Source organism: Streptomyces sp. NPDC107765, assembly GCF_055657085.1.
On sequence record NZ_JBVKBL010000010.1, the window covers coordinates 73,647 to 86,845 of the forward strand.

Genomic DNA, 13,199 nt, shown 5'->3' on the forward strand with positions numbered 1-13,199 from the left:
GCGTGCGTGAGGGTGGCGTCTTGCGTGGGTGAAGGGAAGGCATGCGTGGGCGCGGGGAGTGCGAGGGTCATGAGGTGCTTTGGGCCGGCGCGGAAAGGGGTGGCGCGGGGGCCGGCGGCGCGGGGACTGGCGGTGTGGAGACCGGCGGTGTGGAGACCGGCGGTGTGGGAAACGGCGGTGTGGGAAACGGCGGTGCGGGACGGGACGGCGCGGGGAGGTGCGCCGGGGTGAGTGCCCGGAGCCAGTACTCGGTGGCGAGGGTGGGGTCCAGTGCGCGCAGGGTGTCGGTCCGCGGCTGGAGCGTCGTCAGGTGGTGCCGGAGGACGGCGGGGCGGATCAGACCGCGTTCGGCGAGGAGGGAGTCGTCGCAGAGTGCGGACAGGGTGTCGCGGTGGGCGTGCAGACCGGCGTGGACCTCGGCGCTGTGCTCGCCCTTCGTACCGCGGCCGAGCACCGCGTCGGGCACGATGCCGCGCAGCGCACGGGTCAGCAGCGGCTTGTACACGCCGGGCCGGGCGCGGTCGGCGAGCCGGAGGGTGAGCGCCGCGTCGATGACGGCGTTGTCGAGGAACGGCGCCTCGTAGTCGACGCCGTGCGGGGCGGTGAGGGCGACGGCGCCGCGGACGATCTCCCCGGCGCGGACGGCGGCGCGCACGATGTCGTGCTGGCAGCGCAGCGGCGCGAACGGTTCGGGCGCCTCGGCGGCGGCCTCGCGGAGCAGCCGGCGGACGGTGGCGACGGCGTCCGGATGAGCCCACGGCGGCAGGCTGGGCAGGACCTCCCAGTCGGCGCCGCAGGTCCGGGGATCGCCGCCGGCGGTCACCCGGGAGGCGCTGCCGGCCAGCCAGCGCGGATACGGGCGGCCGCCCAGCAGTGTGCGCAGGGTCTGGGAGGTCTTCCAGTGGCAGAGGTGGTGCGCCGTCCAGGCGCGCCGGGCGGCGGTGTGGAGGTCGCTGCGGGCAAGGGAGTTGAGGGCGGCCGGGCGGTGGGCGAACAGTTCGTCGCCGCCGACGCCGACGAGGTGGAGCCGGGAGCCGCGGGCGGCGACGAGACGGGCCTGGTGGGCGATCCGGGCGGCCTCCCGGAAGAGGGCGAGAGGGGCGGCGGGGTCGGTGGCGGTGGGGTGCACGGGGTGGTGGGGCGGGGTGTACCAGGTGGGGGCGTCGGCGTAGGGGAGGGAGAGATGGAGGTGGAGCGAGAGGTGTTTGCCCGCCTGGGGCTGTGATCGGGACCGCGGGCTGTTGCCCGCGCTCCTGCCCCTGGCCCTGCCCCTGCCCTCGTCTCTCCCGCTGCTCCCGCCCCTGGCCGCTCCGCTCGTCCTGTACTCGCCCGTCGCGCTTCGCTCGTTCTTGTTCTTGTCCTTGTCTTTTTCCTTTCCCTTGCCCTGGCCGTGGGTGGTGTCCCCCTCTGTGCGTGGGTCCCGACCGGGCCTCGGGCCTGAGCCGCGGGTGGCCGACTGTTCGCGTTGGCGTTCGGCGGCGCTCAGGTAGGCCGCGCTGCGGGCGCTCCAGCTGGTGTCGTCGCTGCCGGGATCGCGGCACACCCAGGTGGTGGTGATCAGCCGGACGTCCTCCTGGGCGGCGAGGAAGCACAGGCCGGTGGAGTCGGTACCGCCGGAGAGGTCGGCGCTGAGGGTGGGACGGGCCACGGCCTGGCTCGAAGCCCGGTCTGTCCCGTACCTGGCTCCGCCCGTGGTCCTCCCCGTATCGGCCGGCTCGGGCCGCTCGGGCCGCTCGGGCCGCTCGGGTAGCTCGGGCCGGTCGGCCTGCCGGCGGGCGCGGTGGGTGCGGGCTGCTACGGCGTCGCTGAGGGCCTGGCGTACGGTCTCGGCGGCGCGCTCCAGGGGGACGTCCGGTTCCGGTGGCTGCCACCAAAGGGCGATGGTGTGCTGCCCGTTGGCGTCCACGGTGAGGTGGTGGCCCGGGGGAACGGCCGGTACCGCGCGCCACAGCGGGCGCAGGGCGAGCGGGAGCGGGGCGAACGGGAACAGCAGGCGCAGGGCCAGGGATTCCTCGTCGAGCAGGCCGGTGCCGGGGGCGCCGGGCGGCAGTCCGCCGGTGGCCGCGCTGCGGGCGAGCGCCGCCAGGTCCTGGGGCCGGTTGCCGGCGACGGTGATGCCGCCGATCCGGGCGTGATGGAGCTGGTGGACCGTCGCGAGGTCGCCCTGACAGCGCAGCTCCGGGCCGGCGGCGGCCAGGAGGGTGTAGCTGCCGGGGAGTTGGCGGGTGCGCCGGGCGATGCCGTCGAGGCCGTCGGGCCCGTGCAGCAGCCGGGCCAGGGTGTCCGGGCGGGCGGAGGTCGTGCCGAGGAGAACGGCGCGGCGCGGGCCCGCCTCCGCCGTCAGGATCTGGTCCGCGGCCCATCGGCCCACGATCCAGGGGCGGCCCGAGGGGTGGCGGAGGATCTGCGCGGGCGGACCGGCGGGCAGATGCCGGCAGAGGGCGTCGGTGGCGGGGTGGTCGGAGAAGACGAGGAAGTCCACGGGTTACCTGTCCATGGGGGAGGGGCGGGCGTTGCCGCCGGACCGTCGGACGCAGCCCTGCCGGGTGCGGGGGCCCAGGTCCGGTGGGGCTGCCGTTCGTCATCACCCGAAGAAGCCGGCCCGGCCGCCTCAGTGGTAGCCGGAGCGCCCGAGCGTCAGCTCGGTGAAGTTGCCCACCTCGGTGGGCTGCGGCGGCTCGTAGCCGGTGGCGGGCGCGGTGGCGGTGGTGGTGGCGGCGGCGGTGGTGTCGGTGTCGGCGGCGGTCGACACCGACAGGCGTGTCCGGCATGGTTCACTCCCTTCGCTCTTCTCCCGGGTACGTCCGCGGCCTTGTCGGCACGGAGAGTGCCTGTTTGATTACTCGCTGCGTTCGACGAAAATGCTGACAGTGTCGAGATCGCCTGCCATTACCTCGGACGAGTGATGTCAGGGGCGTGCGAGGCACTTCGGTGTCACGTCGTCCGGCGTGTACGCCTCCGCGTTCGCGGTCGCTCACGCAAGGGGCCGGTGGCACGTGAGCGCAAGGTTTCGCCGCGGTCACGTGCTGCCACGGTGCGGAAACCCGCCGTCCCTAGCTTCGAAGGGAGGACCCGACCCCCTGGGAGGCGCGATGACGGCCGAGGCCGCGGCAGGCACCCGTAGCGACAGCAGCAACAGCAGCAGCATCAAAAGCAGTAACGAAGGCGGCAAGGGGAGCGAACGCCCTGACGCGAACCGACCCACGCCCGGTGGCCGGATGCGGCGGGGTGGGCGGTGGATCGAGCGGTGGGAGCCCGAGGATGAGACGTTCTGGGCGGAGACCGGGGCGCGGGTGGCCCGGCGGAACCTGGCCTTCTCCGTACTGTCCGAGCACATCGGCTTCTCCATCTGGAGCCTGTGGTCGGTGATGGTGCTGTTCATGGGGCCGGAGTACGGATTCGATCCGGCCGGGAAGTTCTTCCTGGTGGCGATACCGACCCTGGTGGGCGGGGTGCTGCGGGTGCCGTACACCTTCGCGGTGGCGCGGTTCGGCGGGCGCAACTGGACGGTGATCAGCGCGCTGACGCTGCTGGTACCGGCGACGGCGGCCGCGGTGGTGATGAAACCGGGCACCTCCTACACGACGTTCATGGTGGTCGCGGCACTCGCGGGCGTCGGCGGCGGCAACTTCGCCTCCTCGATGACGAACATCAACTCCTTCTATCCCCTACGGAAGAAGGGTTGGGCGCTGGGTCTGAACGCCGGCGGCGGCAACATCGGCGTACCGGTGATCCAGTTGCTGGGCCTGCTGGTGATCGGTACGGCCGGGGCCGCGCAGCCGCGACTGGTGCTCGCCGTCTATCTGCCGCTGATCGTGGTCGCGGCGGTGCTCGCGGCGCTGTTCATGGACAACCTGGCGCCGGTGCGGAACGACACCGGAGCGGCCCTGGACGCCGCCCGGGAGCCGCACACCTGGGTGATGTCGCTGCTGTACATCGGCACGTTCGGGTCGTTCATCGGCTACAGCTTCGCGTTCGGGCTGGTGCTGCAGATCCAGTTCGCGCGCACGCCCCTCCAGGCGGCGTCGCTGACGTTCATCGGGCCGCTGCTGGGGTCGCTGGTGCGGCCGGTCGGCGGCCGGCTCGCGGACCGGTTCGGCGGCGCCCGGATCACCCTGGGCAACTTCCTGGCGATGGCCCTGGCCACCGGGGTGGTCATCTACGCGTCGGCGGCGCGGTCGCTGCCGGTGTTCCTCGTCGGCTTCATCGCGCTGTTCGTGCTGACCGGGCTCGGCAACGGCTCCACGTACAAGATGATCCCGGGGATCTTCCAGGCGCAGGCGGTCCGGCGCGGGCTGACCGGGGAGGCGGCCGAGGCCAGCGGACGGCGGCTGTCGGGGGCGGCGATGGGGCTGATCGGCGCGGTCGGCGCACTCGGCGGGCTGGCCATCAACCTCGCCTTCCGGCAGTCGTTCCTGGCCACCGGGTCGGGTACGCCGGCCTTCGTGTCGTTCCTGGTCTGCTACGCGGTGTGCACCGTGGTGACCTGGGCCGTATACCTGCGGCCGGCGGCGCGCGCACGGCGTACGGCGCGGGCGGGCGCGGGTGCGGGCGCGGGTGTGGCGGCCGGGGACGCGGAGCGGATGCCGGTGCACGCCGAGGTGTGAGGCCGGTGTGGGGCTGGTGGCCGGTGGGGCTGTTGGGACCGAGGGGCTGGTGGGACGGAGGGGCTGGTGGGGCTGGATGTGAGTCCAGTTGCCCGTGGTGGCCGCGCGGCGGCGTAACCCGGGGGAAATACTGGAGGACCGGGCCTGTCATGTGCTGTCGGCAGGCTGGACACCTGCGGACTTCAGGGCCTCGACACCTCGGACCTCGGCACCCCGCCACCTCGGGACCATGGCTCCTCGGCACCATGGCTCCTCCGGGCTACGGCTCCTCGGGACCACGGCTCCTCCGGGCTATGGCTCCTCGGGCTCGGGCTCGGGGCATGAGATCCGGAGACATCGGGATCCCGAGATTCCGGGGCTTCCGGGTATTCCGGAGCTCCCCCGCCGCCCGGGCCGCGGTGGTGGGGGAGCGCGAGGCAGTACAACCACTCTGGGCGGAGCGGGACGACCATGCACGATCAGCAGCAACAGGAGCACGGCGAGCGGGAGCCGCGGACGGCGCCCGGCCCTGGGCCGGCAACGGGGTCCCCGGGAGCCCCGGCATCCTCGGAAGCCCCGGCGTCCGCGGGAGTGACGACGTCCCCGGATGCCCCGGTGTCCCCGGCAGCCCCTGAACCCCCAGGCGCCGGCCGAGGAGCCGGCCCGGCTCCCGCTGCTCCCCCTGGTCCTGCTGCTCCCGCCGGTCCCGCTGCTCCCTCGGTGCGCCCGCTGGACGGGTTCACCGTCGGGGTGACCGCGGCCCGGCGGGCCGAGGAGCTGGGGGTCCTGCTGGAGCGGCGCGGCGCCCAGGTGATGCACGCGCCCGCGCTGCGCATCGTGCCGCTGCCGGACGACACCGAACTGCTCGCGGTGACCCGGGCGTTGATCGGTCATGCGCCGGACGTCGTCGTGGCCACCACGGCCATCGGGTTCCGCGGCTGGATCGAGGCCGCGGAGGGCTGGGGGCTGGGCGAGGCGCTGTTGGACCGGCTGACCGGCGTCGAACTGCTGGCGCGCGGCCCGAAGGTACGGGGCGCGATCCGGGCCGCCGGGCTCACCGAGAAGTGGTCACCCGCCTCGGAGTCGATGGCCGAGGTGCTGGACCGGCTGCTGGCGGAGGGGGTGTCCGGGCGGCGGGTGGCCGTACAGCTGCACGGCGAGCCGCTGCCCGGCTTCGTGGAGGCGCTGCGGGCCGGCGGCGCGGAGGTGATCGGCGTCCCGGTGTACCGCTGGATGCCGCCGGAGGACCTCGGTCCGGTCGACCGGCTGCTGGACGCGGTGATCGGCGGCGGCCTGGACGCGGTGACGTTCACCAGCGCGCCCGCCGCCGCGTCGCTGTTGCGCCGGGCCGGTGAGCGCGGCATCCGGGAGGAGGTGCTGGCGGCGCTGCGGCAGGGGGTGCTGCCCGTGTGTGTGGGGCCGGTGACCGCGCTTCCCCTGGAGGCCGAGGACGTGCCCACGCTCCAGCCCGAGCGTTTCCGGCTGGGGCCGCTGGTGCAGCTGCTGTGCCGCGAACTGCCCGCACGGGCGCGGCCGTTGCCGGTGGCCGGGCGGCGGCTGGAGATCCGCGGGCACGCGGTCGTGGTGGACGGCGCGCTGCGGCCGGTCCCGCCGGCCGGCATGGCGCTGCTCCGGGCGCTGGCCCGCCGCCCCGGCTGGGTCGTCTCCCGTGCCGAGCTGCTGCGGGTGCTGCCGGGGTCGGGGCGGGACGAGCACGCCGTGGAGACCGCGATGGCCCGGCTGCGGGTGGCGCTGGGCGCGCCGAAGCTGATCCAGACGGTCGTCAAGCGCGGCTACCGGCTGTCGTTGGACCCGCATGCGGAGACGGACAAGTACGGCGCGGCGTAAGAGAGTTCCCGGACAAGTACGGCGCGGCGTAAGAGAGTTCCCGGACAAGTACGGCGCGGCGTAAGAGAGTTCCCGGACAAGTACCGCGCGCCGTAAGAGGGTTCACGGACAAGTGCGGGCGGCGTAAGGGGCTTCATGACCCGGGGGAGCCGTCGGCGCGGTGGAGGACGTTCGGGGGCGCCCGGAGAACCGGCGAAAAAAATTTCCTCCCGCCCCTGAGCACCCCGCCCGTCCCGTCCGTACTCCTCACCGCAAGTCCGATTCATGGCCAGGTCCCCGGCGATCTTGGGTGATCCGGGCTCTCGACCCGGGAGTTGGAGTGCGTAAGGATGCCGTCGTGGCAGACAGGACGACACCTGACGAGGAGCTCATGCGAGCCCTCTATGACGAGCACGCGGGCCCGCTCCTCGCCTTCGTCCTGCGGCTGGTGGCGGGCGACCGGCACCGCGCGGAGGACGTGGTCCAGGAGACGCTGGTGCGCGCCTGGCGCAACGCCGATCAACTGCAGCGCGCCACCGGTTCGATCCGGCCCTGGCTGGTGACCGTGGCCCGGCGGATAGTGATCGACGGGTACCGGAGCCGGAAGGCCAGACCCCAAGAGGTCGATGCGACCCCGCTGGAGACGATGCCGGCCGCCGACGTGATCGACCGCGCGCTGCGCACGATGACGATCTCCGAGGCGCTGAGCGATCTGAGCCAGGCCCACCGAGAGGCCCTCGTGGAGACGTACTTCAAGGAGCGTACGGTCAACGAGGCAGCGGAGGTGCTGCGCGTACCCGCAGGGACCGTGCGGTCCCGGGTCTTCTACGCGCTGCGCTCCCTGAGGCTCTCGCTCGAGGAACGAGGAGTGACGGAGTGATCCCGCCCACGCAGCCGGACCGGCACAGCGACGTCGGCGCCTATGCGCTGGGCGTGCTGGACGCTGCCGACGCCGAACGGTTCGAGCGGCATCTCGTCGGCTGTGACCGGTGCGCGGCCGAACTCGAGGAACTCATGGGCCTGACTCCGGTGCTGGCCGAGTTCAAGGAGTCCGCCCCCACCCCGGACACGCTCACCGCCGTTCCCGGACGCCGGCTCCTCGGCGGACTGCTCGACGAGGTCGCCGCCACCCGCCGCGGCCGGGCCCGTCGCCGGCTGTTCCTGGTCGCCGCGGCCGTCGTGCTGATCGTCGGCGGGCCGCTGGCCGCCGTCTCCGTCGTCAAGGGCGGTACGGAGCAGGCGCCGGTGCCGGCGCCGGCGCTGGCCAATGCGGTCCGCGCCCAGTACGCCGAGGGCGAGCAGATCCACTCCGTCGACCCGGACACCAAGGTCTCCGCGGGCGTGTCCATGGCGGCCCGCCCCTGGGGCACCCAGGTCGTCCTCCAACTCGCGCACGTCAAGGGCCCGCTCAGCTGCTCCCTGGTCGCGGTCGGCAAGGACGGCCGGCGGCAGACCGTCACCACCTGGGCGGTCCCCGAGGGCGGCTACGGCATCCCGGGGAGCGCGGCCAAGTGGAACCGCGAGCCCCTGTATGCGGCGGGCGGCGCGGCGCTCAACCGGAACGAGATCGATCACTTCGAGATCAGCACCCTGGAGGGCAGGCGACTGGCCACGGTGAAGGCGTGAGCCGCACGGAGCGGGCGGCCAGGGGCGGCGGAGCGAGCTCCGCAAGCCCCCTCCGTGACCACCCGAGACGCCCGAAGTAACGGTCTGCATCAACATCCGACCGAATCCGCCCAGATTTGTCCTTCTTACCAGGTGCGCACGGTGCCCGGTTCGCGTACGGTTGACGGCTGCCCTACGCACAGCAGAAGGGGGCCTGGGTGGCCGCGCACAACGCCACGCACGCACCGGACCACGCCTCGGAATCGGTTCGCGCCCGCGAGATCGAGGCCGAGCAGACGCACCTGGACCGCGTCTACCGGCGCCTCGAGGAGAAGATCCACGAGGCGGAGTTCCTCATGGTCGACGCCGCCAAGCGCGGCCAGGTCGGCACGCCCGGCGCGCTCGCCGAGCGGGACGCCCAGGTCTTCCAGGCCGGTGTCCATCTCCACCGGCTGAACTCCGAGTACGAGGACTTCCTCTTCGGGCGGATCGATCTGCTCCTCGGCAAGGACGGCAAGAAGGGTCCGGACGGCGCGTACACCTCCGTCGAGCCCGCCGAGGGCGCGATCGAGAACAACCGCGCCAAGATCGCCGAGACGCTGCACATCGGCCGGCTCGGCGTCCTCGACGCGGACTACTCCCCGCTGGTCATCGACTGGCGGGCGCCGGCCGCCGCACCCTTCTACCGCGCCACCCCGGTGGCGCCCGGCCGGGTCGTCCGCCGCCGGGTGATCCGCTCCAAGGGCCGCAAGGTGCTCGGTGTGGAGGACGACCTGATGCGCCCGGAGATCACCGCCACCCTGGACGGCGAGGAGCTCCCGGCGGTCGGTGACGGCGCGCTGATGGCCGCGCTCGGCCGGGCCCGCAGCCACACCATGCGGGACATCGTCGCGTCCATCCAGGCCGAGCAGGACATGGTGATCCGGGCGCCCGCCGCCTCCGTCACCGAGGTCGAGGGCGGGCCGGGCACCGGCAAGACGGCGGTCGCCCTGCACCGTGCCGCCTACCTCCTCTACCAGGACCGCCGCCGTTACGCCGGCGGCATCCTGATCGTCTCCCCGACCCCGCTGCTGGTCGCCTACACCGAGGGCGTGCTGCCGTCGCTCGGCGAGGAGGGCCAGGTCGCCATCCGGGCGCTCGGCTCACTCGTCGACGGCGCCGAGGCGACCGCCTACGACCCGCCGGCGGTGGCCCGCATCAAGGGCTCGTCGCGGATGCAGAAGCTGCTGCGCAAGGCCGCCCGGGCCGCCCTGGAACTGGCCCCGGGCGGCACCGCGCCCCCTTCGGGTCCTGCCGGCCAGCTCGCGTTCGGCGACGACGAGGAGACCGCGCCGGCGGTACGGACCGACCGGCTCCGGGTCGTCGCCTTCGGCTCCCGGATCGAGCTGGACGCCGACGAGCTGCGCGCCATCCGGCACTCCGCGCTCGGCGGCACCGCGCCCGTCAACCTGCTGCGCCCCCGGGCCCGCCGGCTGATCCTGGACGCCCTGTGGGCCAGGTCGGGCGCCGGCCGCCGCTACACCGACCCCGAGCTCGCCGCCGAGGCCCGTGGAGGCTTCGACGAGGACCTCGTCACCGAGACCTCGTTCCAGGAGTTCCTGGACGCCTGGTGGCCCGAGCTGACCCCGCGCGGGGTGCTCGCCGCGATGGCCGACGAGAAGCTGCTGGGCCGCTGGGCGCGCCGCGTGCTCAACCCGCGCGAGGTGCGCCAACTGGCCCGTTCCCTGGGCCGGTTGGACGCCTCGGGGCACGGCCCGCTGTCGGTGCACGACGTCGCCCTGCTGGACGAGCTGCAGCAGATCCTCGGCGCCCCGATGCGCCCGGCCCGGCCGCGCGAGGCGGACCCGCTGGAGCACCTGTCCGGCCTGGAGGAGCTGACGACGTACGCGGACCGCAACGGCGGGGGCCGCGGCCGGCGCGAGCGCCTGGAGGAGGAGCGCACCGACTACGCCCATGTGATCGTCGACGAGGCGCAGGACCTGACGCCCATGCAGTGGCGGATGGTCGGCCGCCGTGGCCGGCACGCCACCTGGACCGTGGTCGGCGACCCGGCGCAGTCCTCGTGGTCCGACCCGGACGAGGCGGCCGCCGCCCGCGACGAGGCGCTCGGCACCCGCCCGCGCCGCCGTTTCACCCTCACCGTCAACTACCGCAATCCCGCGGAGATCGCGGAGCTGGCCGGGAAGGTGCTGGCGCTGGCGATGCCCGGCATGCAGTCCCCGCAGGCGGTCCGTTCGACCGGCCTTCAGCCGCGCTTCGCGCTCGTCGGGGACGGTGCCGGGACGGCCGGCGAGGCCGCGCTGGCCGCCGCCACGGCGGCGGAGGCCGAGCGGCTGCTGGGCGAGGTGGACGGCACGGTGGGCGTCGTGGTGGCGATGCACCGCCGCGAGCAGGCCCGCCGCTGGCTGGCCCCGCTCGGTGACCGGGTGGTGGCGCTGGGCTCCCTGGAGGCGAAGGGGCTGGAGTACGACGCCACGCTGGTGGTGTCGCCGGCCGAGATCGCCGACGAGTCCCCGGCCGGGCTGCGGGTGCTGTACGTGGCGCTGACCCGGGCCACCCAGCAGCTGACCGTGCTGTCCGCCGGGCGCGACCAGCCAGACGCGGCCGGGGTGCCCGACCTGCTGCGGGACTGAGCCCGGCGGGCCCGTCCGGGGGGACCTGAAATCCGTACCCCGCGACGGGATTCGCTTCCGGAGATGGTTTGTTAGCCTGGGTGACGGCACCGGCTCGATCCAAGCCCCCGGGCCCAACCATCGTCGCTACGAGCGACCACTTGCCGCGAGGCGAGCATGGCGGGTCGGTGTCACTTACTTCGGAGGCCCACGTCACCACGTGACGTGGGCCTCTTTGCTTGGCTGATCATTTCTCGTATGGTGGAAGTAGATTTCCGAAGTCGCCACCTGCTGGTGAACACAACGTACGGAACCCCGGGCGGCTACCGCGTACTCAGGGGTAGGTGCGACGATCGGACGGCACAACGCTGTGACACGCAGCGATACACAGCGAAACGGTGAAAGCAGAGGAAGTCGGCCATGGCAACGGCGCCCAGCGTCTCCTACTCGATGACGGTCCGGCTGGAGGTGCCCGCGAGCGGAACCGCGGTCTCCCAGCTCACCACGGCCGTCGAGTCCCACGGAGGCTCGGTGACCGGCCTCGACGTCACTGCGTCCGGGCACGAGAAGCTCCGCATCGACGTCACGATCGCGGCCACCTCGACCGCACACGCCAACGAGATCGTCGCGCAGCTCCGCAACATCGAGGGCGTCTCGCTCGGCAAGGTGTCCGACCGTACGTTCCTGATGCACCTCGGCGGCAAGATCGAGATGTCGTCGAAGCACCCGATCCGCAACCGCGACGACCTCTCCATGGTCTACACCCCCGGCGTCGCCCGGGTCTGCCAGGCCATCGCCGACAACCCCGAGGACGCCCGCCGACTGACGATCAAGCGCAACAGCGTCGCGGTCGTCACGGACGGCTCCGCGGTCCTGGGCCTGGGCAACATCGGCCCCAAGGCCGCGCTGCCCGTCATGGAGGGCAAGGCGGCCCTCTTCAAGCGCTTCGCCGGCATCGACGCCTGGCCGCTGTGCCTGGACACCCAGGACACCGACGCCATCGTGGAGATCGTCAAGGCCATCGCCCCCGGCTTCGCCGGCATCAACCTGGAGGACATCTCCGCGCCCCGCTGCTTCGAGATCGAGGCGCGGCTGCGCGAGGCGCTGGACATCCCGGTCTTCCACGACGACCAGCACGGCACCGCCATCGTGGTCCTCGCCGCGCTCACCAACGCACTGCGCGTCGTCGGCAAGAAGATCGAGGACGTCCGGGTCGTGATGTCCGGCGCCGGCGCGGCCGGCACCGCCATCCTCAAGCTGCTGCTGGCCGCCGGCGTCGGGCACGCCGTCGTCGCCGACATCCACGGCGTGGTGCACGCCGGCCGCACGGACCTGGTCGACGCCGACCCGGACTCCGCGCTGCGCTGGATCGCCGACAACACCAACCCCGAGGGCGTCACCGGCACCCTCAAGGAGGCCGTGGTCGGCGCGGACGTCTTCATCGGCGTCTCGGCGCCCAACGTCCTCGACGGCGACGACGTGGCGAAGATGGCCGAGGGCGCGATCGTGTTCGCACTCGCCAACCCCGACCCCGAGGTCGATCCGGCCATCGCCCGGCAGACGGCCGCCGTCGTGGCCACCGGCCGCTCCGACTTCCCGAACCAGATCAACAACGTCCTGGTGTTCCCCGGGGTATTCCGCGGCCTCCTGGACGCCCACTCCCGTACGGTGAACACCGAGATGATGCTGGCCGCGGCCGGCGCCCTCGCCGACGTCGTCCTGGAGGACGAGGTCAACCCGAACTACATCATCCCCAGCGTCTTCAACGAGAAGGTCGCGGGCGCGGTGGCCGGTGCGGTGCGGGACGCGGCCAAGGGCAGCGACCCGGCTGTGACGACGGCCACGACGGTCTGACGACGGCGCGTCGCGGGACACGCCGTCACGACGGCCCCCATAGGGTGGCGGGCAGCAATGGCCGCCATCCTGTGGCTCCGGCCCGGAGCGGGACGGTGCGGAACGTCATCACCAAGTGGCAGTGGCGCTTTTCGTGTGACCCGCCAGGGCGCCGGATTGGCTTTACTGCCGCAGGTAGGGGCAGGATGCGTATTCGGGCGCGAGGGTCTGGCAGGCAGACCCGGGTCCGGGGACTGTCCGAGGACCCTGGCAGCATCGGCTTCGCTGTGCCCAACATGCGGCTCCGCCGCGTGGCACGCCTCATTGGCAAGAAGAACACGGGAGTACAAACATGAACCGCAGTGAGCTGGTGGCCGCTCTGGCCGATCGCGCCGAGGTGACCCGCAAGGACGCCGACGCCGTTCTGGCTGCCCTCGCCGAGGTGACCGGCGAGGTCGTCGCCAAGGGCGACGAGAAGGTCACCATCCCCGGCTTCCTGACCTTCGAGCGCACCCACCGTGCCGCTCGCACCGCGCGCAACCCGCAGACCGGCGACCCGATCCAGATCCCGGCCGGCTACAGCGTGAAGGTGTCCGCGGGCTCCAAGCTCAAGGAAGCCGCCAAGGGCAAGTAAGACCCTTAAAACGGCGTAACGAGGCGGCTGCCCCGACGGGGGCGGCCGCCTTCGTCGTACCCGCCACCGCGCGGCCCCTGCCGCAGCCGGCGGTACGGCCCT

General features: G+C 73.0%; 9 protein-coding genes. 7 read left to right on the forward strand and 2 right to left on the reverse strand.

Annotated elements, in window-relative coordinates:
* Positions 1–67: 67 nt before the first annotated feature.
* Positions 68–2,482: an asparagine synthase-related protein gene (locus ACZ7MX_RS23955; RefSeq protein WP_472135183.1), complete on the reverse strand. Its 2,415-nt coding sequence runs from the start codon at positions 2,480–2,482 to the stop codon at positions 68–70.
* Positions 2,483–2,611: 129 nt separating this feature from the next.
* On the reverse strand, positions 2,612–2,752 hold the full coding sequence (locus ACZ7MX_RS23960; protein WP_472135185.1) for a lasso RiPP family leader peptide-containing protein: 141 nt from the start codon (positions 2,750–2,752) through the stop codon (positions 2,612–2,614).
* Between the two features lie 466 nt (positions 2,753–3,218).
* Here ACZ7MX_RS23960 and ACZ7MX_RS23965 point away from each other — a divergent pair, with 466 nt between their 5' ends.
* The 7 genes from ACZ7MX_RS23965 (at position 3,219) to ACZ7MX_RS23995 (ending at position 13,097) form a co-directional block, all read left to right on the forward strand.
* Positions 3,219–4,607 (forward strand): nitrate/nitrite transporter, encoded by a 1,389-nt coding sequence (locus tag ACZ7MX_RS23965; RefSeq protein WP_472135474.1) that lies wholly within the window; start codon positions 3,219–3,221, stop codon positions 4,605–4,607.
* A 699-nt stretch (positions 4,608–5,306) separates the two neighbouring features.
* Positions 5,307–6,434: a uroporphyrinogen-III synthase gene (locus tag ACZ7MX_RS23970; protein ID WP_472135186.1), complete on the forward strand. Its 1,128-nt coding sequence runs from the start codon at positions 5,307–5,309 to the stop codon at positions 6,432–6,434.
* 319 nt (positions 6,435–6,753) lie between these two features.
* The gene (locus ACZ7MX_RS23975) at positions 6,754–7,293 is read left to right on the forward strand and encodes a sigma-70 family RNA polymerase sigma factor (RefSeq protein WP_078872150.1); all 540 of its coding nucleotides are present in this window, start codon (positions 6,754–6,756) and stop codon (positions 7,291–7,293) included.
* Positions 7,290–8,039 (forward strand): anti-sigma factor family protein, encoded by a 750-nt coding sequence (locus tag ACZ7MX_RS23980; RefSeq protein WP_472135188.1) that lies wholly within the window; start codon positions 7,290–7,292, stop codon positions 8,037–8,039. The genes ACZ7MX_RS23975 and ACZ7MX_RS23980 overlap by 4 nt, the downstream gene beginning before the upstream one ends.
* A gap of 197 nt (positions 8,040–8,236) precedes the next feature.
* Complete coding sequence (locus tag ACZ7MX_RS23985; protein WP_472135189.1) at positions 8,237–10,651, forward strand: HelD family protein; 2,415 nt, start codon at positions 8,237–8,239, stop codon at positions 10,649–10,651.
* A 399-nt stretch (positions 10,652–11,050) separates the two neighbouring features.
* Entirely contained in the window at positions 11,051–12,484 is a 1,434-nt protein-coding gene (locus tag ACZ7MX_RS23990; protein WP_472135191.1) for an NAD-dependent malic enzyme, read from the forward strand.
* 331 nt (positions 12,485–12,815) lie between these two features.
* A complete protein-coding gene (locus tag ACZ7MX_RS23995) occupies positions 12,816–13,097 on the forward strand; it encodes an HU family DNA-binding protein (protein ID WP_006605312.1) in 282 nt (93 codons plus the stop codon).
* The last annotated feature ends 102 nt before the right edge of the window (positions 13,098–13,199 follow it).